The organism is Streptomyces virginiae (genome assembly GCF_041432505.1).
Lineage (GTDB): Bacteria > Actinomycetota > Actinomycetes > Streptomycetales > Streptomycetaceae > Streptomyces > Streptomyces virginiae_A.
In genome coordinates, this window is the sequence record NZ_CP107871.1 from 1,009,909 (window position 1) to 1,031,760 (window position 21,852).

Below are 21,852 nucleotides of genomic sequence, written 5' to 3' on the forward strand. Positions count from 1 at the left end.
GAACACGTTCAATCCTATGGGGACCGTCGGGCGTCACGGCCGGGGCTCAGCGCATCGCCGCCTGGGTGGCCGGGCCGTAGACACCCGGGGAGTCACCCTTGATGGAGCGGTCGCGCTGCAGCTGACCGACACCGCGCTTGGTCTGGCTGTCGTAGACGCCGTTGACGGAGACGTACGTGAACCCCTGCCGGTACAGCAGCTCCTGCAGGGCGCGCACCTCGGGGCCCGTGTCCCCCATCCGCAGCGTCCCGGAGGAACCCGACGGGCCCGAGGCCGAAGCGCTGGGCGAGGACGGCGGCTTCGCGTCCTGGCTCGCGGAGGCACTCGGCGCTCGGGAGGGCATGGGAGAGGCGGAGGCGGCGGAGGACGGCGCGGACGCGGTCGGCCCGGGTACGCCGACCTCGACGCCGGAGTTCGGGTTGTGCCCCCGAAGCATCGGTACGGACAGCTCGGCGGGCGCCCCGGCCCGGGGCGGCTGCGCGTCGGGGCCGCTCAGCAGGAGCACCACGGCGCCCACCGCGGCGAGCGACAGCAGGGTCAGGACGGCGAACGGAAGCCGGCTGCGTCGGCCCCGGACAGCAGTCGGGCGCGGAGCCGCGACGCCGGCGGCTGCCGGGACCTCGGAGGCCTGAGTGTGTGCGGGGCCGGGGAAGGCGAGGGGGCCGGCCTGCGGCCAGGCGGGCGCGGTCGACGGGGGCGGTGGGCCCGAGGGGGCGACGTACGGGCGTACGAGCAGGTGGTCGTCGGGGACGATCCCGCTCTCATCAGGGTCCTGGCGCATGGTGGTCTCCCGGCGGGGACGGGGGCCGGCGCGGCGGTGCGGTGCCGGCCCCCACCCGGTCGGTCAGGCTCCGTGCCGCCGGGCGGCGGGAGCCGGAACGGCACCTACGGCGGCGGGGGCGCCGGGCAGGCCGAGGGTGCCGTGGGCGCTGCGCGTACCGCGCATGCCGTGCGTACCGTGTGTGCCGCGTGCCGGAGAACCGCCGATTTCGGCCGGGTCGATCGACGGGCGAACGGATCTGGACATCTGACGTATCTCCGAAGTGCGGCTCACGCGGTGATTCTTGATCGGCGCACTCTTGCCCCCATGCGGGGGCCGGGTCAAGCCCGGTGTCCGATCCGCCCCTGTCCATCCGATCTGTCGGGGGTGCGGCGGATCGCCGTGAACCACACGGTGGTGGCGGCCGCGAGCATCAGGGCGGCACCGCCGAGGGGGGCGGCGGGCTCGGAGAGTCCGTCCACCGCGAGACCGCCGCACAGTGCGCCCGCCGCTATGGCGAAGTTGAACATGGCCACCATCAGCGAGGACGCGGCTTCGGGTGCCTCCGGGGCCGCCTTGATCATCCAACCCTGCACGCTCACCGAGACCCCTCCGTAGGCGAGTCCCCAGGCCAGCAGCAGCACGGTGCCGACGGCCGGTCCCGGCAGGACCGCGATCGATGCGAGGACGACGGTGAGGGCGGAGCTGACCACGAGCAGGGTGCGGTACGCGTCGCGCGGCCCGGCCAGGAAGTTCCCCGCGACCCCGGCGACGCCGTAGCCGAGCAGCAGGGTGCTGATGTACCGGGCGTCGACCCCGGAGACCTCCTGCAGGATCGGCCGCACGAAGGTGTAGGCGGCGAACTGCCCGGTCACCACGAGGAAGGTCACGATGACCCCGGCCCGCACGGCGCGGTTCTCCCGGAGCAGGGCGGGGAGTTCGGGGAAGGTGATGTGCCGGGTCGCCGGGAGCGGGGGCAGCAGCACGAGCAGGGCGGCCAGGGTGACGAGGCCGAGGCCGCCGACCGCCGCGAAGGCGGTGCGCCAGCCGCCGAGTTCACCGAGCAGGGTGCCGGCGGGGACGCCGAGCACGGAGGCGGTGGGGACCCCGCCGAAGACGAGCGCGGTGGCGCGGCCGACGTGACGTTCGGGGACGAGGCGTACGGCGAGTCCGCCGGCGATGGCCCAGAATCCGCCGACGCTGACGCCGACGAGCAGGCGGGCCGCCAGGACGACGGCGAAGTTCGGGGCCAGGGCGGCGGCGAGGTTGGCGGCGACCATCAGGGCGATGAGCACGCACAGTACGACGCGCCGGTCGAGCCGGCCGGCGCCGACGGTGACCAGCGGCGCGCAGAAACCGGCGACCAGCCCGGGTGCGGTGACCATCAGGCCCGCGGTCCCGTCGGAGACGCCGAGGGCGGCCCCGACAGGGGTGAGCAGCCCGACGGGCAGCAGTTCGGAGGTGATCAGGCAGAAGATCCCGAGGGAGACGGCGCAGACGGCCGCCCAGCCCCGCCACGGAGCCCCGTCGCTCCCCGGTGCGGGTCGGGCCACCGGCGGGGAGACGGACTCGGGACGGGGCTCGGGACCGGGCTCGGGATCCCGGGTCGGGCCGGACTCGGGGGGCGGCGCGGGATGGTTGCCGGGCGCGGCAGCTGAGGTCATGGATCGGTACTCCGTACGGACGATCGGCGGGCAGGACACGGCACGGGGAGCCGGGGGTCGCGCCTCCCCCTTCACCCGTACTGCCGTTCCAATTTCCCACACGCCCCGACCATTCCCACCGGGCCGGTGTCACCCGCACGCGTGAGAGGGGAACCGGGTCGGCCCGGCGGTACGGCAAGGTGGTCGGATGCAGTTACGCCGGGCCGTGCCCCTCTCCCTCGTCGTGCTCCTCGCGAGCACCGGCTGTGTCTCCGTCGGGCCGCAGGATGCGGCGCCGGCTCCCGTACGGGGCTCCGTGCCGCCGGCCGAAGCACCCGAGGTGCCGGCCCCCCTGGCCCTGCCGTTGGGGGCGCTGCCCGAGGTCGCCGCACCGGCCCCCGCCCCGGGCCCGGACGGGGCCCGCGGGCCGGCGCCGAAGGCGGGCCCGGAGCCCGAGCCCCCGCGTGAGCGGGCGCCCGCGAAGGCGGCTCCGCCGCGGCGCAAGCGGGTACCGGGAGCGGCGACGAGCCATCCGCGGCGGCGACCGGCCCCGCCGCCACGTCTGGACCAGCTGTGCGCGGCCGCGGACGGCACGGTGCCGCCGTCCATCGTCGACCTGTGTCTGCGGCAGTACGGCCGCTGACCATCGCGTCTTCCCCCGGTGCGACGCTTGACCCTCCCCCTGTGTCAGACCTTGTAGTGGAGAGCGTCATGTTCACCATCGGAGACTTCGCCAAGCACGGCCGGGTGTCGGTCCGCATGCTGCGTCACTACGACGCCCTCGGACTGCTGCGCCCGGCACGTGTCGACCCCTTCACCGGCTACCGCTCCTACGAGGCCGGGCAGCTCGCCCGCCTCAACCGGGTCATCGCGCTCAAGGAACTCGGCTTCTCCCTGGACCAGGTGGGATCGATCCTCGCCGAGCGGGTGGGCGCGGAGGAGCTGCGCGGGATGCTGCGACTGCGGCAGGCCGAGCTGGAGAGCGCCATGGCCGCCGCGGCGGCCCGGCTGGTCCAGGTCGAGGCGAGGCTCCGGACCATCGAGAAAGAGGGATCCATGCCCGCCGACGACATCGTCGTGAAAAGCCTTCCGCCCGTCCGGCTCGCCGAGCTGACCGGCACGGCCGGGAGTTACGAACCGCAGGACATCGGCCCGGTCATCGGGCCGCTCTACGACGAGCTGTGCCGCCGGATCGAGGCGGCCGGGGTCGTCCCGACCGGCCCGGGGACCGCCTACTACGAGGACGTGCCCGGCACCGGATCCGCGGCGTCGACCGTCCTCGTCCACGCCGGACTGCCGGTGGCGGCGTCGGTCCGCGCCGAGGACCTCGGCGGCGAGGTCCGGATCGTCACGCTGCCGGCGGTGGAGCGGGCCGCGACGGTGGTGCACCGCGGGTCGATGGACGGGGTCCTGCCGACGTCGCAGGCCTTGGCCCGGTGGATCGACGCGCACGGGCACCGCTCGGCCGGGTACGCCCGCGAGCTGACCCTGGCCTGCCCGGAGGATCCCGACCAGTGGGTCACCGAACTCCAGGAGCCGCTGGCCGCCACCTCCTGACCCCGGCCGCTCAGGGGCGACGGCCGCAGGCGCGGGCACACCGCAGGGCCGTGTCGCGCCGGGCCGTGCGCAGCCTGCGCACGGTGGTGTGGCCGCGTCGCTTCCACTCGCCCCGGGGCAGCGCGGCCCGCTGTCCGCCGCCCGCGATCAGGGCGTTGACCGGGGTCATCGGGTCGGCGGCCATCGCCTTGGCGAACAGGACGCCGACCACGAGCGGGACCAGGGCCACGGCCAGGGCCGAGCCGGCGGTGGTCACGTGCTGCATGCGCGGGCGGGCGGTCGTCGCGCCGCTCGGGTCCTGTGAAGTCATGTCCCCATTCCAGCAGCGGAGCCGCGCCCGGGAATCGGGGTGGATACTCAGGCCGTTGGGTGTGAGGTACTCAGACGGGCGGGGCGGGGGTGGGTGATGGCGGTACCCGGGCAGGGTTTCGAGCCCGCGACCGGCGACGGTCCGGCGGCCGCTCCGGACGGGCGTCAGGTCGAGCTGCGCACCGCGTACGAGGGGCTGCTGCAGATCCGCCGGCTGGTGAACGGCCCGGCGGGCGCGGCGGTTCCCGCGCCGTGGGAGGTGCGGCAGCTGCCGCGCGCGGTGGCCCTCGCCCTGGAGGCGGCGGGCATCGCGGCGTCGGCGGTGGACGAGGAGGGGCGGCGTACGCGGACGGGCTACCGCGTGGCGGCCGGAGCGGAGCCCGGGCGGGCGGAGGTGACCTGGGTGGGCCCGGCGGGCGGTGGAGCGGCCGGTGAGGAGCAGGAGCGGCTGACGGCGTGCGCCGCCGTGCTGGAGGGGCTGGGCTGGGTGTGCCTGCTGTACCGGGGCCCGCGGCGACGCCGCTTCCTGGAGGTGGAGCCCCCGGACGGACCGGGCGGACCGAGGGGACCGGGCGGACCCTGAGTATCCCGAGCCGACCCGGCGGACGGCCGCCGGGGCGGCGCTCAGGGTGAGGCACGCGGGGACGGCACGGGCACCTCGTCGGGGGCGTAGCGTCCGGCCAGCGCGGTCACCGTCTCGGCGAGGGCGCGGCGCAGTTCGGGCGGGCCGAGCACCTCCGCCTCCGTGCCCAGGCGCAGCAGGTCGCCGACGGCGACGGCCGGGGACTCCACGGCGATGCGCAGCCGGACCCAGCCGTCCGCGTCGGCCGGTTCGGCTTCGGCGAGTGCCCGGGTGCCCGCCGCCCCGAACTGCATGGGCAGCAGCAGCTGCCCGCGCGGGGACAGGCGGAGTTCGGCGGTCTGTTGCCGGAGCGCGGCATCCAGGCGGCTGGTGGACTCCTGCCAGTACGTGGCCAGTTCGAATCCGGTGGGCCGTTCGAAGCGTTCCGGCGCGGTGTCCACGGTCAGGAACCGGGAGACGCGGTAGGTGCGTACGGCGTCGTCGACATCGGCGACGAGGTACCAGATGCCCCCTTTGAGGACGAGGCCGAGCGGACGCAGTGCGCGCCGTACCTCACCGCGCCACCGGCGGTAGTGGGTGCGCAGGACGTGCTGGTCCCAGACGGCCTGGGCGATCTGCGCGAGGTGCGGGACGGGGTCGGCCTCCCGGAACCAGGCGGGCGCGTCGAGGTGGAACCGGTCCTGGATCCGGCGGGCCCGTTCGGCGAGCGCGGCCGGGAGCGCCGCCTGGAGTTTGAGCTGGGCGGCGGCCAGATCGGCGCCGAGGCCGAGCTCCCGCGCGGGTCCGGGGGCGCCGGCCAGGAAGAGGGAGCCGGCCTGGGCGTCGGTGAGGCCGGTGAGGCGTGTGCGGTAGCCGTCGGCCAGCCGGTAGCCCCCGGCCGGGCCGCGGTCGGCGAGGACGGGGACGCCCGAGGCGCCGAGGGCGTCGATGTCGCGGTGGATGGTGCGCACCGACACCTCCAGCTCGGCGGCGAGTTCGGGCGCGGTCATGCGGCCGCGGTTCTGCAGCAGCAGGAGCAGGGAGAGGAGCCGGTCGGCGCGCATGGCGTCATTGTCTCCCGTACCTGACAGAAGGTGTCAGGTACGGCTGCCAGCCTGGGGCACACCGGGCGGAGAGGCCGTCCGGCAGGCCGAGAGGACCGTCGCCCATCATGCCCACGCCCGTAGAGACCGGTGGCCGCTTCACCTTCGCCAACTGGCAGGAGAGCCCGGTCGGCACCGCGGACGCCGTCCCGCGGCTCGCCCACGCCCATGTCAACAACGCCTTCACGGGCGGGATCGCGGCGGCCGAGACCGCCTGCGACTACACGATCGCCTACACCGGGGAGAACCTCGGTTCCTACAGCGGGATGGAGTTGGTCTCCGGCGGCCTCGACGGCCGCGAGGGCAGCTTCGTCCTGGAGGAGCGCGGCACCTTCGACGCCGGCGGCACGGTCTGCCGTTTCGAGGTGGTGCCCGGATCCGGCACCGGGGACCTCGTGGGCCTGACGGGTTCCGGCGGTTTCACCTACCGCCACGGTGACACCTCCGTCGCGTACACCTTCGTCTACGACCTGGGCGAGGCCCCGTCCCGTTGAGGGGCGAGGACGAGCCGTCGACCGAGCGGCCGATCCGGCGGGTCACGGGACCCGCCGGAGGCCATTACCGGAACCAACTGGTCCGAAGAAATTGTTGAATTCGGTCCCACTGTCCGGAAATACTCGGCCAATTTGGCGATCTGTGGACTGATGTTTCATCATCATGACTGCACGTCAGCTTTCGACGTGCGTCAGAGGGAGGCGGGGGCGCCGGGGGGTCCCCCGTTCACACCGGATCGATGCCGCGGGCGAGTCACAGCTCTCGCCGCGGCCGCCGTGGCTCCCGTCCCCGTTCCCGTCATCCAGGCAAAGGCTCATGTCCGCCCAGCAGCTCACGGACCTCATACGTTTCGCCCGCCACAACTCGCCCTACTACCGGGACCTCTACGCGTCCCTGCCACCGCACGTCGACCGCCTCACCGACCTTCCGGTGGTCGATCAGCAGGACTTCTGGGCGGCCAACACCCTGCACGACAGCCGTGTGCTGACCGGCCCGCTCAGCGAGGCCACGGTCTACAAGACCGGCGGCACCACCGGGTCCCCCAAGTTCTCCGTCTACACCCGCGACGAGTGGCGCACCTTCGTCACCGCCTTCGGCCAGGGGCTCGTGGACACCGGTCTGCGCCCGGGGCACCGCGTCGCCGACCTCTTCTACGCCGGGGAGCTGTACGCCAGCTTCCTCTTCGTCCTCGACTCGCTCGCCCACGCGCCCGTGGACAACGTCCGCCTGCCCATCGGCGGCGGCGCGCCGCTGGAGTCGACGATCCCCACGCTGCGCGATCTCGCCGCCCAGGTGCTGACGGGCACACCCACCACCCTGTGCCGGCTCGCCGAACAGGTCGTCTCCTCCGATGTCCGGCTCGACGCCGTGGAGTTGCTCCTCTTCGGCGGTGAGGCCCTCTTCGACGACCAGCGGCGCCTGCTGGCCGCCGCGTTCCCCGGTGCCGAGGTCCGTTCCGTCGGCTACGCCAGCGTCGACGCGGGCCTGCTCGGCCGCCCGGTGTCCGGCCCCGACGCCCGGGTGCACCGGGCCTTCTCCCCGTACGGGGTCGTCGAGATCCTCGACGACTCCACCGACGAGCCCATCACGGAACCCGGGCGGCCCGGCCGCGTCGTCGTCACCAGCCTCTTCCGTCGGCTGATGCCGATCATCCGCTACCCCGCCGGCGACCGGGCCGAGTGGACCGGCACCGGGCCCGGCCACTTCAGGATCCTCGGGCGCGCCGAGGAGGGCGTGCGGGTGGGTCCCGTCTCCCTCTACACGCAGGACGCCCAGGACGCCGTCGCCGCGGCGGACACCGCGGGCCACGTGGTCGGCATGCAACTCGTCGTCCGCCGCTGGGACGGCCGTGACGGGCTCGTCCTGCGACTGGCGACGACCCCCGGTGACGAGGCCCGCGGCCCGGTCGCGGGCGACCGTGCGGCACTGGCCGAGGCCGTCGTCACGGAGCTGGAGACCGTACGGCCGCTCTATCCGGACAGCGTCCGTGCCGGGTTCGTGCACCCGCTGTCCGTGGAGTGGGCGCGCCACCGCGACCTCGCCGTCAACCCGCGCACGGGCAAGCTCGTCCGTGTCCTCGACGAGAGGCCGACCGCATGACCTCCGCACCCCTGACCGACACGGCCGACACGGAGAAGCAGCCGGAGAGCCGGACCGGGGCCGAGCGCCGGCGTGCTCCGCTGGTGCTGCGCAACCGTGCCTTCGGCGCCGTATGGCTCGGCCAGGTCCTCACCCAGGCCGCCGTGCGCATGTTCCAGGTCGGCGTGTCCTGGTGGATCGTCGCCTACGCCGTGCCCGAGGCCCGCGGTCTGGCCTCGGGGCTGTTCATGGCCGTCTGCACGCTGCCCGCCGTGGCGCTGGCGCCCGTCGTGGCCGGGGTCGTCGCCCGGTGCGCGCACCGCTCGGTGCTGCGGACCGCCGCCGCCCTGGCCGGGGTCGCCTCGGCCGCCCTCGCGCTGTGGGCGTACGGCGGCGGCCTGCCACTGACCACGGTCTACGCCGCCGGTCTCGCCCTGGCCACCTGCCAGGCGTTCTTCGACCCGTGTCTGACCACCTCGGTCCCCGAACTCGTCGACGACGCCGACATCGAGACGGCCACCGGCTTCGAGCTGTCCACCCAGTCCTTGGCGGGCCTCGTGGGAGCGCTGCTCGGCGCCCTGACCGTCGACCGGGCGGGCGTGGCCGGACTGTCCGCCGGCTGCGCGGCCGCCTACCTCGGCGCCGCCGTGCTCGTCGCGAGCGCCCGGTTCCGTACCGTCGCGGTGGACTCGGTGGACAGCCATGACGGTACGGCGGCCGCGCCCCCGCGGCGCCCGCTCCGCCGCATCCTGGCCGAACTGCCCTCCGTACGACGGATCCTGATCTGCTTCACCGCGGCGAACCTGTTCACCGCCGCCGTGTTCGTCGTGATCCCCCTCTACACCCGGTCGGTGCTGCTCGGCGGAGGCGGCACCGTGGCCCTGCTGGAGGCCTCCCTGGGCACCGGCGCGCTCGTCGGCGCGTTCACCGGCACCCGCGTGCCGGGCCGGCCCACCGTCGCCGGCGCCTGGTGCCTGGGCCTGATGGCCCTCGCCCTGGCGATGCCCGGACTGTTCACGCAGCGCCCGGTCGTCGCGGGCGCTCTGGCCGTGGCCGGCTGGTGTGCCGGGGCCGTCAGCGTCCGCTTCGTCGCCCTGTTCCAGCGGATGGTGCCGACGGCGGACAAGCCGGGCTTCTTCGCCGTGATGCAGGCCGTCCTGGGCGCCTCCCTTCCGGTGGCGTCCCTGGTGTTCGGCTCCGCCGGCGATCACCTCTCCCCGCAGACGCTCTGCCTCGCGCAGGGCATCGGACTGCTCCCCGCGGCCTGCGCGTTGGCCCTGCTCGGGTTCCGTACGCCCGAGGCGGCCGCCGCGGAATCCGCGGGAGGCGAGCGATGAGCCCCGTGATCGCCCCGGCCGTCCGCGCGGACATCGCCGAACTGCGCCAGCTCTACTACGCCGTCTACGGACCGCACTACCCGGTGGCGCTGGGCACCGACCCGGCCGAGATGGCCCGGCTCATCGCGGATCCGCACTCCCTGTGGCTCGTCACCCGCTGCGCCGACACCGGGGCCCTGACCGCGTCCGCCGCCATCCGCGGCGAGGCCGGCAGCCGCACCGGCCGGTTGGAGGGCATCGCCGTGCACCCCGAGCACCGCTCGGCGGGCCTGGCCGCCGCCCTGACCGAGGCCCTGTGCGCCGGCATGCTGGACACGGGCCGCCTGGACTCGGTGTACGCAACCGTGCGCACCGTCAGCGCCGGTCCGCAGCGCGTCGTCGCCCGCAACGGCTTCCGCCCCCTGGGCATCCTGCCCAACGCGGTCGATCTCAGCACCCGCGAAACCCTCGCGCTCTACGCGCGTCACGCCGACGGAGTGCTCGACCGCCGGATCCCCGTCGCCGAAGTACCGGCCCCGCTCATGCCGTTGCTGCGCACCTCCGAGTCCGCGCTCGGCATCGAGTACCCCGGGGTCACGGCCACCGCCCGCCCGCTCCCGGCGGCCGCGCCGCACACGGCCGTCGAACGGCTGGAGGTGATCGAGGCGCCGGCCTTCGTCCGCCGCCGCTTCCGCGAGCGGTTCCCGCACGCCGAGGGCTGGTTCTACCCGCTGCACACCGCGAACGTGCTGCTCACCCCCGAGGACGGCCGGTTCGAGGTCTACGCCTACCTCAACCGCGCCGGCGGCTACGGCTCCCTGCTGACCGCCCATCCCGACCCGGCCGCCGCCGCGGCCCACCTCGAACCCGTCACCCGGGCCCTGGCCCGCGCGGGCGCCGGCTACGTCGAAGCCCTGGTACCGCTGGCGCACCACGAGGCCCTCTCGGCCTTCCTCGCCCAGGGGTTCGTCGCCGGAGCCCTCTACCCGGCCATGCGCGCGGACGGCGACGGCTTCCACGACTACGTCGTCCTGTCCCGTTCCGGCGAGCGCATCGACTTCCGCGGCGTCGCCGTCGAACCGCCCCTCCAGCCGTACCTGGACTGCTACGTGTCGGCCTGGGCGTCGACACACCTGCCCACATCATCCGAGGTTGCCTCATGAACCCCCATCTCGCGCCGGTCGCCGTACCCGACCCGGCCCTGCTGCCGCACGTACAAGAACTGTGCGACCTGACCGACCCGTACGCCTTCGGCCCCGAGCAGGACGCGCTGTTCGCCGCGGCCATGGCGGAGACCAACGCCTGGCACACCGAGCGCTCCGCGTTCTTCCGTTCCCTGTACGAGGCCACTCCCCCGGCCGAGCCGTACCGTACGCCGCTCGTCCACGCGAACTTCTTCAAGCGGCACGAGGTGCTCTCCATCCCCCGCGAGGACGTGGACCTGCACCTGACCTCCTCCGGCACCACCGGCCAGAAGTCGCAGATGTTCTTCGACCGGTGGACCATCCGCTCCGCCCAGCGGATGGTCGCCCGGATCTTCGACCGCAACGGGTGGATCACCCCCGACCAGGAGGTCAACTACCTCCTCTACAGCTACGAGCCGGCCCCCTCGCTGAACCTCGGGACCGCCTTCACCGACAACTACCTGTGCGATTTCGCCCCCGCGCGCAGCGTCGCGTACGCGCTGCGCAACACCGGCGGCGAGCACGAGTTCGACCCCTTCGGCTGCATCGCCGCGCTGCGCCGCTTCGAGCGGGAGGACGTCCCGGTCCGCATCCTCGGCTTCCCGGCCTTCCTCTTCTTCACGCTGGAGCGGATGCGGGCCATGGGGCTGCCTCCGCTGCGCCTGCCCGAGGGTTCCCTCGTCGTCCTCGGCGGCGGCTGGAAGGGCCACTCCGACCGGCGCATCGGCAAGGAGGAGCTGTACTCCCGGGTCACCGAGCAGCTCGGCATTCCCGGTGAGCGGATCCGGGACACCTTCGGGTCGGTCGAGCACTGCATCCCGTACATCGAGTGCGACCACCACCGGCTGCACGCGCCCGTCTGGTCGCGGGTGACGATCCGCTCCACCCGCACGCTCGAACCCCTGCCGTACGGGGAGCGGGGCTACCTGCACCTCGTGTCGCCCTACATCACCTCGGTGCCGGCGCAGAGCGTGGTCATGGGCGACCTCGCCTCCCTCCAGCCGGGCGACGCCTGCGGGTGCGAGCTCCCGACCCCCTGGTTCACCGTCCACGGCCGTGCCGGGGTGAGCCGCAACCGCAGCTGCGCGGTGGCCGCAGCGGAACTGATGAAGGGAATGGCGTGACCGTGAACGTGCACCACCACTACTGGCAGGGCTCCTTCATCGACGACGAGGAGGCCGCCCGCCGCCTCGCCGAGCTGCCCGCGGCCGTCGAGACCGCACTCGCCGAGGGGCTGGAGACCGAGACCGTCCTGGCCGCGTGCGACGCGCTCGGCGCCGCCCTGGCCGACCCCGACCACCCGGTGCGGGCCCGGCTCGCCGCACACCTGCCCGAGGGCGAGGACCCGGCCGTCCTGGCCGAGTTGGGCACTCTCCTCGGCCGGCGGGAGCTGACGCGCAAGCTGCGCCGGGAACTGGGGAGCGCGACGCCCGGCCGGCTGAACCGGGCGGATCCGCGCGAGACGGTCTACGAGGCGTGGGCGCCCGTCGGGATGGTCGCCCACATCGCGCCGGGCAACGCCGCGACGGTCGCGCCCCTCAGCATCGTCGAGGGCCTGCTCGCCGGCAACGTCAACGTGCTCAAGACCAGCGGCGACGACACCCTGCTGACCCAGCACCTGATGGCCGAGCTCGCGGCCCTGGACCCCAGCGGCGCACTCGCCGCGCGGATCGTGGTCCTGCGCTTCCCCTCGTCCCGGCAGGAGTGGCTGCGTCTGATGTGCGCGCCGGCGGACGCCGTCGCCGTCTGGGGCGGGGAGGCCGCCGTCGAAGGGGTGGCCGCCCATGTGCCGGCCGGGGCTCGGCTGGTGGAGTGGGGGCACCGGATCTCCTTCGCCTACCTGACGGCCGACGCGTGGTCGGACGCCGGAACGCTCGACGCCCTGGCGGACGACGTCTGCCTGTACGAGCAGGAGGCGTGCTCCAGCCCTCAGGTGGTCTACCTCGACACCGAGGACGAGTACGAGGTGTTCGGTTTCGCCGAGCGGTTCGCCGCGGTCCTCGCCACCCGGCCGCCGGCCGCGACCGGTGCTCCGGCGCAGGAGCCGGACCCGGCGGAGGCGGCCGAGCTGACCACCACCGAGCTGATGGCCCGGCTGGAGGAGCACCTGGGTCTGACCCGGGTGTTCGCCGCCCCCGACGGCTCGTGGCGGGTCATGGCCGACACCCGGTCCCCGCTGACCGCCTCGCCGCTGCACCGCAGCGTGTGGGTCAAGCCGCTGCCCCGCAAGCGGCTGATCGCCACCCTGCGGCCGATGCGCCGCTACCTGCAGACGGCGGGCATCGCCGGCAGCGCCACCGACATCGCCGAGCTGTCCCGCACCGTCCTCGCCGCGGGCGTCACCCGGGTCACGCCGGTCGGCGCCATGCTGCGGAGCTACGCGGGTGAGCCGCACGACGGTGTCTACGCCCTGCAGCGCTACAGCCGCCGCGTCGCGGTCCAGGCCGACCCGGCCGACTTCGCCACGACCGCCTGCCTGGACGACCTGGTCCGGCCCGTGCTGCTGCCGCCTCCCGCGGGCCCGCTGCTGGGCAAGGAGGACGTGCAGGAGCCGGCCCGCCGGCTGACGCGGGCCGATGCCGAGCTGTACTTCCGCAGCGGCGGCAGCACCGGCGCGCCGGCGCTGTCGGTCTTCAGCTACGACGACTACGACACGCAGATGCACGCCGCGGCCCGGGGCCTGGTGGCCGCCGGCTACGACCCGGCCGTGGACCGGACCGCCAACCTGTTCTACTGCGGCTCCATGTACGGCAGCTTCATCAGCTTCTTCTCCGTGCTGGAACGGCTCGGCGGGGTGCAGTTGCCGCTGTCGGCGGGACCCGACCACCGGGCCACGGCGCAGGCGCTGATCGACCACGGGGCCGACACCCTCTTCGGCATGCCCTCCTACCTGTGGCAGCTGCTGCACGCCGAGGAGGAGGCGCTGCGCGCGTACGGCGGCCTGCGCAAGGTGTTCTACGGCGGCGAGCACTTCACCGAGGAGCAGCGGCGCACCTTGAAGGACACCTTCGGCATCGAGGTGGTCCACTCGATCACCTACGGCAGCACCGACCTCGGCCCGCTGGGCTACCAGTGCACCGAGAGCTCCGGCGGCGTCCACCACCTGCACGCCGACCTGCACACGATGGAGATCCTGGACCTGGCCGACGACCGCCCGGTGGCCCCGGGCGAGACGGGCCGGCTGGTCTTCACCACGCATGCCCGGCGCGGCCAGCGGCTGGGCCGGTACGTGATCGGTGACCTGGGCCGGGAGGTCCCGGGCCGCTGCCCGTGCGGACGGCACGCGCCGCGCTTCGAGCTGCGGGGCCGCACCGGCGACGTGATGCGGGTGGCGACGTACTTCCTGAACCTCCGGCGCTTCCTGGACCTGGCCGAGGAACAGGGCGGCCACCGGGGTGAACTGCAGGTCCGGCTCGACTCCGCCGACGCGCGCGAGCGACTGACCGTACGGGTGGAACGGACCGCGGCGAGCGACCCGGAGCGGCTGCGGGAGGTCTTCCTGGCCGGCTACCCGGAGCTGCGCTCGGCGGTCGAGGAGCGGCTGCTGGAGCTGGTGGTCGAGGCGGTGGACGGCGCGTCGCTGGACCGCAGTGCGACCAGTGGCAAGCTCCTCGCCGTGGTGGACGCGCGCCGTTAGACGGGCGGGGGCGCGGGCCGGCCCTCAGGCCGACCCGCGCCCCTTCCTGTCCCCTGGGGGTGTCAGGTCACGGTGCGCCGAAGGTGAGCGTCAGCTGGGGCGTCCCTTCGTTCGCCTGCGCCTCGGAGGACCACAGCCACAGGGCGTCGGTGCCGGTGCTGGTGAGCGCGAGGCCGTAGCTGCCGCCGAGGGCCGTCGCGACGCTCGCGGTGGTCAGCCCGGTGGTGTGCACCGCCGAACCGTCGGCGATCCCGGCGAAGGTGCCGAGCGCCGGACCACCCAGCGCGGGCCGGTTGTTGTACGTGGTCCCGCCCTCGCTCCACGAGCCGGTGACCGGGACCACCGAGACGGTGTCCGTGGTGCCGGCGCCGCTCTGCGTGCTCGTCTTCACGCTGAGCGCGGCCGCCTTCAGTACCGTGCCCGCGGGTGCGGCGGGCAGGTCGAAGCGCAGGTAGCTCGCGTAGAACGAGGTGCCCCGCACGGCGAGCGATCCCGAGGTGCCGTAGTTGGTGGCGGGTGCCCCCGCGTTGGCGTAGGTGTCCTCCGCCACCGGGACCTGGACCACCGAGTCGGCCGGGGCGGTGGCGAGGGCGTAGTGGTTCTGCACCTGTGCCGCGCTGAGGACCGTCGGGTAGACGGCGGTCTCGTCGAGCCGGCCCGCCCAGTAGTCGCTGGTCGGACGGTTCGGCCAGGCATTGAGGTTGTCGCCGCCGGTGCGCCAGTAGCCGGCGTAGTTCTCGTGCGTGGTCACGTTCAGCGTGCCCTTCGGCGCGCCGTCCACGTAGAGGGTCATCCCGCCCGGACCCTGGGTGGCGACGACATGGTGCCACTGGTTGTCGTTGTAGGCGGCCGGGGTGGTGATCGTGCGGGTGGCTCCGGTGTAGACGCCGAAGACCAGCCGTCCGTCGTTGGTCATGTAGACGTGCTTGTCGTACTGGTTGCCGGCGCCGGTCTGGCGGCTCCCGAAGCCGACGAGCTTGCCGCCTCGGGTGGTGTCGGTCCGGAACCAGGTCTCGACGCTGTAGGTGCTGCCGATCGACTGCCGCTTGTCCCCGTACACGTGGGTGTTGGAGCCGTTGAAGCCGATCGCCGTGCTCGCGCCGGAGACCGCGCCGGGCGTCTGCCGCAGGGCGGGGGCGTTGTTGTGGACGCCGCTCTGGTTGCCCGCCGAGGAGTCGGCGACGAAGGGCAGGGCCGATTCGTCGTAGCGCCAGTACAGTTCGGCGCCGTCGGTGCGGACCTTGTTCGGGTAGCTCTCCGCCGTGGTCGGGACGGTCACGCTCGCCGTCGCGGACAGGGCGCTGGTGTTGCCGGCCCCGTCGGTGGCCGTCACGCGGTAGGTGTACGACTGGCCGGCCGCCACGGTGGTGTCGGTCCAGGAGGCCTGCGGTCGCCGGAAGAACAGCGAGTCGGCGGTGACCGTGGCGATCGGCGTGGCCGCGCCGTTCCGGTAGATCCGGTAGGTCAGCGCGCTGTCGTCGAGGTCGAGGCTGGTACGCCAGCGCACCTGGGCCTCGTCCGACTTGAAACTGACCGCGCTCGCCACGGGCACGGTGGGCGCGCCGGTGTCCCCGGTGGAGGCGAAGCGCGTCAGGCTCTGCTGCGCGGCTCCGTTGACGGTGGTGAACTCCCCGCCGACCCACAGGTACTGGACGCCGGCCTTGGATCCGACCGTCATCACGCGCGGTCCGATGCCCTCGCCGATGCCGTCGTTGGTGTCGGGGGCCCAGCCGAGCTTGCCGGTGCCGGTGGTGGGCTGGGCGAGCAGGTGGTGGCGCTGTCCGTCGGGGAACTCGCCGACGCTGGAGCAGTCGTGCGCGTGCGAGGCGCTGTAGAGGACGTTCTGGTGGGGCAGCACGGCCTGGGTGGCGCCGAGGCAGGTGTCGCGCCAGCGCTGGCCGAAGTCGCTGAGGTTCAGGGCGATCCGGCCGTCGAAGACTCCGCCGCCGGTGCCCTCGTTGCCGGTGTAGAAGCCGGTGGCGTCGGTCGCGATGTCCTTGACGACGGAGTTGGTCTCGATGAAGCCGGCGTACGACTTGGTGAGCGCGCCGCTCGTCGCGTCGACGACGGCCAGGGCGTGTGTGTTCGTGCCGTTGACGGTGAAGAAGTCGCCGCCGAGGATCACGTTCTCGCCGTCCGGGGTGACCTCGACGGCGCGCCCGGGTTCGTCGGCGTCGGCGGTGAAGGGCTTCAGTGCGCCGTCGGTCGCGCCGACGGCGGCGAAGCGCCCGCGCGGCTGGCCGGCGACGGTGAGGAAGTCGCCGCCCGCGTAGACGGTGTCGCCGGTGACGGCGAGGGCGCGCACGGTGGCCGCGAAGGCCGGGCGGAAGCCCTGCTTCACGGTGCAGCTCGCCACGTCGACGGCGGCGAGGCTGGAGACGGGGGTGCCGTTGACGGCGCCGAAGTAGCCGCCGACGTACAGGGTCTCCTTGTCCGGGGACAGGGCGAGCGCGCGGACCGTGGCGGTGCCGGAGCCCACGGTGAAGGACAGCTCGCAGGAGGTCGGGGCGCCGGTCGCGGCGTCGAGGGCCACGAAGTTGACGGCCGACCGCTCGCTTCCGGAGCCTCCGGCCGGCGGGCGCACCGTGGAGAAGGTGCCGCCGACGAAGACCTGGCCGCCCGCCTCGGCGAGGGCCCAGACGACGCCGTCGGGCTGCCAGGTGGACAGCGCGTCGGCGGTGAACGCGACGGGCGGGGTGAGCGCCGCCGCCTGCGGGACCAGGCCGAGGCCCACCCCCGCTCCGGTTCCGGCCAGGGACAGGGCGAGAGCGGCCACCAGCCCTCGGGATCTACGCATGAATCCCCCAGTTCGATGTGCGGTACGGCCGTGGGTGCGACCGTGTAGGAGATGGCCGAAAATCGCCGAACAGCAGTCCACGACCATGCCCACGGGCGCACCCTAGAGCGATTCGAGGCCTGATTCATCCCACTTGACACATCGGATGCAAAATCGCGCCGGCCTCGGGCTCACGCGCGGGGCTTCGCCCGGACGTGCATGCGCTCGCCCTGCCGCCCGAACAGGCTGAGGATCTCCACCGGTCGGCCGTCCGCGCTGGTGAACCAGTGGGGCAGCCGGGTGTCGAACTCGGCCGCCTCGCCGGGGCCGAGGACCAGGTCGTGCTCGGCCAGGACCAGGCGCAGCCGGCCCTCCAGCACGTACAGCCACTCGTAGCCCTCGTGCGTCCGCGGCTCCGGCTCGCCGCCCCGGTCGGGGATGAGCATCTTGTACGCCTGGAGGGGGCCCGGGCCGCGGGTCAGCGGCACGGCCGTGCCGCCGTTCGGCAGGGTGCGGGGGGTCAGCCGTACCCGGGGGTCCCCCACTTCGGGAGCGCCCACCAGATCGTCCAGGGGTACCTGGTACGCGGCCGCCAGCGGCAGCAGCAGTTCCAGGCTGGGGCGGCGCTGCCCGGACTCCAGCCGGGACAGGGTGCTCTTCGAGATGCCGGTCGTCTCGGAGAGCGCGGCCAGGGTGAGTCCGCGTCGGGCGCGCAGCCGTCTGAGCCGGGGGGCGACCTCGTCGAGGACCGCCTGGTGGGGGGATGGCTTGTCGTCCATACGGCCATTGCACCCGGCCGTCCCGGAAACGGCAACAAGGTTTGCCGCCGGCGGCCCGGCGATCGCACCCTCCCGGCATGAGCCCACACAGTGATTCCGCGACCGGACACCGACAGGACCGCACCGGCGGCGAGGACGGGACGGCGTCCACGGGCGCGCACCGGCCCGCGGTCCGGTGGGCGCTCGCCGGTCTGTCCCTCTCCGTTCTGCTCTCCTCGCTGGGCACCGGCATCGCCCACGTCGGCCTGCCGACCCTGGCGCAGGTGTTCTCCGCCTCCTTCCCGGAGGTCCAGTGGGTCGTCCTCGCGTATCTCCTGGCCGTCACCGCTCTGGTCGTGGGAGCCGGACGTCTCGGTGACCTGGTCGGCCGCCGACGGCTGCTCCTGGCGGGGATCTCCTTGTTCACCGCGGCCTCGGTGCTGTGCGCCGCCGCGCCCACGCTCTGGCTGCTGGTCGGCGCCCGGGCGGCCCAGGGGGTGGGCGCGGCCGTGATGATGGCCCTCACCATGGCGTTCGTCGGTGAGACGGTCCCGAAGGAACGGACGGGCAGCGCCATGGGGCTGCTGGGCACGATGTCCGCGGTGGGCACGGCTCTCGGGCCGTCGCTGGGCGGGGCCCTGCTCGCCGGGTTCGGCTGGCGGGCGCTCTTCCTGGTCAACGTGCCTCTGGGGATCGTGGCGTTCCTGCTCTCGCACCGCCATCTGCCCGCCGATCGGCGCGAACCGGGTGGCGACCGGGCCCGCTTCGACCACCTGGGCACGCTGCTGCTCGCGCTGACCCTGGCGGCGTACGCGCTCGCGATGACCCTCGGTGGCGGCCGTTTCGGGGCGCTCGACACGGCGCTGCTCGTGGCCGCCGCGTGCGGGGTCGCCCTCTTCGTGCGCGTCGAATCGAGGGCCGCCTCCCCCTTGGTCCGCGGGGCGCTCGTCCGTGATCCGGTGATCGGTCCGGGCCTCGCCTCGAGTGCGCTCGTGTCGACGGTGATGATGGCGACGCTGGTGGTCGGGCCGTTCTACCTCTCCCGGACGCTCGGGCTCGGCGCGGCCCCGGTCGGATTCGTCCTGTCCGTCGGTCCGCTGGTCGCCGCGGTGACCGGGGTGCCCGCCGGCCGTCTCGCGGACCGGTTCGGAGCGCGGCGCACGACCCTGCTCGGGCTGCTGACGATGACGGCCGGCGCCACCGCCCTGTCCCTGATACCGGCGTCGCTCGGTGTCCTCGGGTACGTGGCCCCGCTCGCGGTCGTGACCGCCGGCTACGCGGTGTTCCAGACGGCGAACAACACCGCCGTCATGGCGGACGTCGGCCCGGAGCGGCGGGGCGTCGTCTCCGGCATGCTGGGGCTCTCGCGCAACCTCGGCCTGGTCACCGGCGCCTCCGTCATGGGCGCCGTGTTCACGCACGCCTCGGCGTCGGCCGACATCGCCTCGGCGCCCGCCGGGGCCGTGGCCACCGGGATGCGGTTCACCTTCCTGGTCGCCTCGGCCCTGATCCTCGTCGCGCTCGCCGCCGTCGCCGTGGTGGGCCGAGCGGTGCCCCCGTCCGACGCCTGATCATGCGGCGGGCAGGGGGCGGCACAGCAGGGCGGCCGGGGACGGGCGGGTGGCGAGGCGGGTGGTGAAGGCGATACCCGCCGCGTACTCGGTGGGCAGGCACTGGCCCTTGTGGTTCCCGTAGGCGAAGTCTCCGCCGGGGCCACCGGACGGACGGTTGTCCCCCCGGTCGAACCACACCGTCCGGCCGGCTCCGGGAAGCGCCGTACGGGCCGGGGCGCACAGCGCGGCCGAGACCCGCTCGCCGCGCAGGCTGTAGCCGATCAGGAACTGGCCTGCCGGGCACTGGAACTTGGTGTACCCGGTGGCCCAGTCGCCGCCCGGCGGGACGTACGTCTCGTCGCGGACCACGGTGTGCCCGCCCGTCGGGGTGCGCAGGTCGGAGCTGGTGCACAGGCCGCGGCCGCCGGTGTGGGCGAGCCCGGCAAGGCGGGCGCCGTCGGGGCAGACCGCCTTGCGGGCCCCGCTGTCCCAGTCCCCGGCGGCCCGGGTGCGCAGCGAGGCGTTGTGGTCGCGGTGGTCGGTGGTCAGCTGGTACCAGGAGGTGGTGGCGGGCACCGGTCCGGTACGGCCGGGGGTGGTGGCGAGCGGGGACCAGCGGGCGGTGCGCCAGTCGCCCGCGTCCAGGACGCCGGAGCGGTGGCCGGTCGCGTCGTAGCGCAACAGGGCCCAGCTGTCGCCGCCGGGGTTGCCCTGGGCGTCGGTGCTCCAGCCGACGAGGGGCCAGTACGCGAAGTCGGCGTCGACGCGCGTCAGATGGGCGGTGATGCGGTCGAACCAGGTGCGCGGGGCGGCGCCGTTCTCGTCGGCCCCGATGCCGAACTCGCTGATCCAGACGGGGGCGGTGAAGTGCGTACCGGTCTCCGCGGACACGAAGAAGGCCTGGTCGTAGAGGGTCTGTTCGAGCTCGGCGGCGGTCATGTCCTGGTAGCGGAGGTCATGGGTCTCGCCCATGCCGGTCGCGCCGCTGTGCCGGGGGCCGGTGTACCCGTAGAAGTGGGCCGAGTAGACCAACTTGTTCGAGGTGACCAGGGTGTGGGACAGGGTGCGTACGGGGGTGAGGGTGGGGCGGCCGTGCGGGAAGCCGTCCACGGGCAGGCCGAACCAGTTGATGCCCTCGACGACGATCAGCAGGTTCGGGTTGGCCTCGGTGAGGATGCGGTCGGCGGCCTCCTGGGCGGCCGCGTGCCAGTCATGGTTGTCGCCGAGGCCCCAGTTGGGGTCGTCGAAGAAGTCGCGGCGGACCTCGTTGTAGAGATCGGCTCCGACCACCCGCGGGTTGTCGCGGTAGCGGCGCGCGAGGAAGACCCAGTCGTCGGCCCACTGCGCGGTGGAACGACCGCTGTTCCAGCGTTCGTTGCCGTCCAGGCCGCAGCACCAACGGGTGGTGACGGTGTGGTTGTTCAGGATGACGGCGAAGCCGGCGTCGGTGAGGGCGGCGACCACGGCGTCGTAGACCTGGAGGGGCGTACGGCCGCGCAGGGTCCGATTGGCGGCGACGGCGGAGTCCGGGACGGGAGTGGTGTCGCGCAGCATCTCGTTGGAGAAGGGCAGCCGGATGCTGTTGAGCCCCAGGGACCGGAAGTCGGCGAGCAGGGCGGGCAGGGGCGCCCGGTCCAGGCCGATCGGGATGCCGTGGGCGTTCTGGCCGCTGTGGTGCGTGGCGGGATCCTCACGGTCGCCCGAGCCGTTCCAGGAGCCTTGGGCTCCGTCCCAGTTTCCGGAGCGCAGGCGGAAGCGGTCGCCCCGCGCGTCGACGATGTACCGGCCGCGGGTGGACAGCGGCGGTGTCCATGCCTCGGCGGTGCCGGGGGCGGCCGCGGGTGACGGGGCGGCGGCGCGGGCGGGCTGCGCGGAGGGCGCCGCGAGGGCGCCGGCCACCAGCAGGAGGGCGCACAGGGCCGCGCGTAAGAGGCTCTTCATCTCGCTCCTGCCGGAAAAGGCCGTCCCGGCGGGCGGCTGCCGCGGGCAGGTTACCGGCGGGTCGCTTCCGGCGGAAGTCGAACGCGGGAACGGTTTCGGCCACGGTCGGCACCCGCCGGATCCGGCCGGTCGAGGTCCGATCACGCACCGTCACCCTGGAGAAACGGCCCCGCGCGGGGCCGCGCCCCTCTACCGTGCCCTGAGGTGAACGGCACGGCACCGGAGGGCGGGGCGGATGGACGACGAGGAAGACATGCGGCTGGCGGGTATGACGCCGGAGATCTCCCGCCGCACCCTCACCCTGCTACGGGGTCTGGCGGGCCTCGAACCGCCCGAGCAGGTCCCCGAGGAGGCCATGGTCGTCGCCGACGCGGTGCTGGCCGAGCACGGCACCGACGGGCTCAGGGTGCTGGTGATGACCCTGGCGGCCTGGGCGACGGCCCAGATCGAGAACGTCGCCGAGCTGAGCGGGCGCAGCCACGAGGCCGTCCTCGACGCGATGGAGCTGGCCTGCCTGGAGGCGAACGCCGAGGACACCCCTTAGGCCGTGCCCTGTCGATCGGACCGGGCTCGAACGACAGGACCCCTTGAAGGATCCCAAGGCGCACAAGGCCTCAGGGGCCCCGTTCCCGCATCGGGCGTGGAAGAAACCGGGTCCCGTCCGGCCGCGATATGGCGGC

19 protein-coding genes are annotated in these 21,852 nt (G+C 73.8%); 11 read left to right on the plus strand and 8 right to left on the minus strand.

The features are described from left to right. Window positions 1-46 precede the first annotated feature (46 nt). From OG624_RS04885 to OG624_RS04895, 3 genes are all read right to left on the minus strand, one after another. Window positions 47-781: a peptidoglycan-binding domain-containing protein gene (locus OG624_RS04885; RefSeq protein WP_051762145.1), complete on the minus strand. Its 735-nt coding sequence runs from the start codon at window positions 779-781 to the stop codon at window positions 47-49. Between the two features lie 63 nt (window positions 782-844). Next, on the minus strand, window positions 845-1,027 hold the full coding sequence (locus OG624_RS04890) for a hypothetical protein (RefSeq protein WP_158711707.1): 183 nt from the start codon (window positions 1,025-1,027) through the stop codon (window positions 845-847). 74 nt (window positions 1,028-1,101) lie between these two features. After that, window positions 1,102-2,424, minus strand: coding sequence for an MFS transporter (locus OG624_RS04895; protein WP_371587246.1), 1,323 nt, complete (start codon window positions 2,422-2,424; stop codon window positions 1,102-1,104). Between the two features lie 187 nt (window positions 2,425-2,611). On the opposite strand from OG624_RS04895, the gene OG624_RS04900 reads away from it, so the two are divergent. Both OG624_RS04900 and OG624_RS04905 read left to right on the plus strand, forming a co-directional pair. Further along, window positions 2,612-3,046, plus strand: coding sequence for a hypothetical protein (locus OG624_RS04900; protein ID WP_371639133.1), 435 nt, complete (start codon window positions 2,612-2,614; stop codon window positions 3,044-3,046). Window positions 3,047-3,114: 68 nt separating this feature from the next. After that, the gene (locus OG624_RS04905) at window positions 3,115-3,960 is read left to right on the plus strand and encodes a MerR family transcriptional regulator (RefSeq protein WP_033213858.1); all 846 of its coding nucleotides are present in this window, start codon (window positions 3,115-3,117) and stop codon (window positions 3,958-3,960) included. Between the two features lie 10 nt (window positions 3,961-3,970). Here OG624_RS04905 and OG624_RS04910 read toward each other — a convergent pair whose 3' ends face one another. Then, window positions 3,971-4,270 carry a hypothetical protein gene (locus tag OG624_RS04910; RefSeq protein ID WP_051762147.1) on the minus strand — a complete coding sequence of 100 codons (300 nt, stop codon included), beginning with the start codon at window positions 4,268-4,270 and terminating at the stop codon, window positions 3,971-3,973. Window positions 4,271-4,366: 96 nt separating this feature from the next. Between OG624_RS04910 and OG624_RS04915 the strand changes: the two genes are divergently transcribed. Beyond that, on the plus strand, window positions 4,367-4,852 hold the full coding sequence (locus tag OG624_RS04915; RefSeq protein ID WP_033213860.1) for a hypothetical protein: 486 nt from the start codon (window positions 4,367-4,369) through the stop codon (window positions 4,850-4,852). A 41-nt stretch (window positions 4,853-4,893) separates the two neighbouring features. Here OG624_RS04915 and OG624_RS04920 read toward each other — a convergent pair whose 3' ends face one another. Continuing rightward, window positions 4,894-5,895, minus strand: a complete 1,002-nt coding sequence (locus OG624_RS04920; RefSeq protein ID WP_051762149.1) for a helix-turn-helix transcriptional regulator — start codon at window positions 5,893-5,895, stop codon at window positions 4,894-4,896. Window positions 5,896-6,002: 107 nt separating this feature from the next. Between OG624_RS04920 and OG624_RS04925 the strand changes: the two genes are divergently transcribed. The 6 genes from OG624_RS04925 to OG624_RS04950 all read left to right on the plus strand — a co-directional run bounded on the left by OG624_RS04925 (window position 6,003) and on the right by OG624_RS04950 (window position 14,144). Next, complete coding sequence (locus OG624_RS04925) at window positions 6,003-6,428, plus strand: DUF3224 domain-containing protein (protein ID WP_033213862.1); 426 nt, start codon at window positions 6,003-6,005, stop codon at window positions 6,426-6,428. A 316-nt stretch (window positions 6,429-6,744) separates the two neighbouring features. Next, window positions 6,745-8,028 carry a phenylacetate--CoA ligase family protein gene (locus OG624_RS04930; RefSeq protein WP_033213863.1) on the plus strand — a complete coding sequence of 428 codons (1,284 nt, stop codon included), beginning with the start codon at window positions 6,745-6,747 and terminating at the stop codon, window positions 8,026-8,028. Then, a complete protein-coding gene (locus OG624_RS04935; RefSeq protein ID WP_078908900.1) occupies window positions 8,025-9,344 on the plus strand; it encodes an MFS transporter in 1,320 nt (439 codons plus the stop codon). Before OG624_RS04930 ends, OG624_RS04935 begins: the two co-directional genes overlap by 4 nt. Beyond that, on the plus strand, window positions 9,341-10,486 hold the full coding sequence (locus OG624_RS04940; RefSeq protein ID WP_033213864.1) for a GNAT family N-acetyltransferase: 1,146 nt from the start codon (window positions 9,341-9,343) through the stop codon (window positions 10,484-10,486). The genes OG624_RS04935 and OG624_RS04940 overlap by 4 nt, the downstream gene beginning before the upstream one ends. Next, window positions 10,483-11,631: a LuxE/PaaK family acyltransferase gene (locus tag OG624_RS04945; protein WP_033213865.1), complete on the plus strand. Its 1,149-nt coding sequence runs from the start codon at window positions 10,483-10,485 to the stop codon at window positions 11,629-11,631. Before OG624_RS04940 ends, OG624_RS04945 begins: the two co-directional genes overlap by 4 nt. Further along, window positions 11,628-14,144: an acyl-CoA reductase gene (locus OG624_RS04950; RefSeq protein ID WP_244290606.1), complete on the plus strand. Its 2,517-nt coding sequence runs from the start codon at window positions 11,628-11,630 to the stop codon at window positions 14,142-14,144. Before OG624_RS04945 ends, OG624_RS04950 begins: the two co-directional genes overlap by 4 nt. A 67-nt stretch (window positions 14,145-14,211) precedes the next feature. On the opposite strand, the gene OG624_RS04955 is transcribed toward OG624_RS04950, so the two are convergent. Continuing rightward, window positions 14,212-16,941 carry a DNRLRE domain-containing protein gene (locus OG624_RS04955; protein ID WP_326747332.1) on the minus strand — a complete coding sequence of 910 codons (2,730 nt, stop codon included), beginning with the start codon at window positions 16,939-16,941 and terminating at the stop codon, window positions 14,212-14,214. 170 nt (window positions 16,942-17,111) lie between these two features. After that, window positions 17,112-17,699 (minus strand): helix-turn-helix domain-containing protein, encoded by a 588-nt coding sequence (locus OG624_RS04960; RefSeq protein ID WP_033213866.1) that lies wholly within the window; start codon window positions 17,697-17,699, stop codon window positions 17,112-17,114. Between the two features lie 77 nt (window positions 17,700-17,776). On the opposite strand from OG624_RS04960, the gene OG624_RS04965 reads away from it, so the two are divergent. Then, window positions 17,777-19,249 carry an MFS transporter gene (locus tag OG624_RS04965; protein WP_051762153.1) on the plus strand — a complete coding sequence of 491 codons (1,473 nt, stop codon included), beginning with the start codon at window positions 17,777-17,779 and terminating at the stop codon, window positions 19,247-19,249. On the opposite strand, the gene OG624_RS04970 is transcribed toward OG624_RS04965, so the two are convergent. Beyond that, on the minus strand, window positions 19,250-21,172 hold the full coding sequence (locus tag OG624_RS04970; protein ID WP_371639134.1) for a glycoside hydrolase family 5 protein: 1,923 nt from the start codon (window positions 21,170-21,172) through the stop codon (window positions 19,250-19,252). It lies immediately after the preceding gene. A 235-nt stretch (window positions 21,173-21,407) separates the two neighbouring features. On the opposite strand from OG624_RS04970, the gene OG624_RS04975 reads away from it, so the two are divergent. Further along, on the plus strand, window positions 21,408-21,716 hold the full coding sequence (locus tag OG624_RS04975) for a hypothetical protein (protein WP_030722976.1): 309 nt from the start codon (window positions 21,408-21,410) through the stop codon (window positions 21,714-21,716). The last annotated feature ends 136 nt before the right edge of the window (window positions 21,717-21,852 follow it).

Bases quoted from the DNA above. Each gene is read 5' to 3' on its own strand.
- OG624_RS04885 (WP_051762145.1), bottom strand. From the start codon at position 781: ATGCGCCAGGACCCTGATGAGAGCGGGATCGTCCCCGACGACCACCTG.
- OG624_RS04890 (WP_158711707.1), bottom strand. From the start codon at position 1,027: ATGTCCAGATCCGTTCGCCCGTCGATCGACCCGGCCGAAATCGGCGGT.
- OG624_RS04895 (WP_371587246.1), bottom strand. From the start codon at position 2,424: ATGACCTCAGCTGCCGCGCCCGGCAACCATCCCGCGCCGCCCCCCGAG.
- OG624_RS04900 (WP_371639133.1), top strand. From the start codon at position 2,612: ATGCAGTTACGCCGGGCCGTGCCCCTCTCCCTCGTCGTGCTCCTCGCG.
- OG624_RS04905 (WP_033213858.1), top strand. From the start codon at position 3,115: ATGTTCACCATCGGAGACTTCGCCAAGCACGGCCGGGTGTCGGTCCGC.
- OG624_RS04910 (WP_051762147.1), bottom strand. From the start codon at position 4,270: ATGACTTCACAGGACCCGAGCGGCGCGACGACCGCCCGCCCGCGCATG.
- OG624_RS04915 (WP_033213860.1), top strand. From the start codon at position 4,367: ATGGCGGTACCCGGGCAGGGTTTCGAGCCCGCGACCGGCGACGGTCCG.
- OG624_RS04920 (WP_051762149.1), bottom strand. From the start codon at position 5,895: ATGCGCGCCGACCGGCTCCTCTCCCTGCTCCTGCTGCTGCAGAACCGC.
- OG624_RS04925 (WP_033213862.1), top strand. From the start codon at position 6,003: ATGCCCACGCCCGTAGAGACCGGTGGCCGCTTCACCTTCGCCAACTGG.
- OG624_RS04930 (WP_033213863.1), top strand. From the start codon at position 6,745: ATGTCCGCCCAGCAGCTCACGGACCTCATACGTTTCGCCCGCCACAAC.
- OG624_RS04935 (WP_078908900.1), top strand. From the start codon at position 8,025: ATGACCTCCGCACCCCTGACCGACACGGCCGACACGGAGAAGCAGCCG.
- OG624_RS04940 (WP_033213864.1), top strand. From the start codon at position 9,341: ATGAGCCCCGTGATCGCCCCGGCCGTCCGCGCGGACATCGCCGAACTG.
- OG624_RS04945 (WP_033213865.1), top strand. From the start codon at position 10,483: ATGAACCCCCATCTCGCGCCGGTCGCCGTACCCGACCCGGCCCTGCTG.
- OG624_RS04955 (WP_326747332.1), bottom strand. From the start codon at position 16,941: ATGCGTAGATCCCGAGGGCTGGTGGCCGCTCTCGCCCTGTCCCTGGCC.
- OG624_RS04960 (WP_033213866.1), bottom strand. From the start codon at position 17,699: ATGGACGACAAGCCATCCCCCCACCAGGCGGTCCTCGACGAGGTCGCC.
- OG624_RS04965 (WP_051762153.1), top strand. From the start codon at position 17,777: ATGAGCCCACACAGTGATTCCGCGACCGGACACCGACAGGACCGCACC.
- OG624_RS04970 (WP_371639134.1), bottom strand. From the start codon at position 21,172: ATGAAGAGCCTCTTACGCGCGGCCCTGTGCGCCCTCCTGCTGGTGGCC.
- OG624_RS04975 (WP_030722976.1), top strand. From the start codon at position 21,408: ATGGACGACGAGGAAGACATGCGGCTGGCGGGTATGACGCCGGAGATC.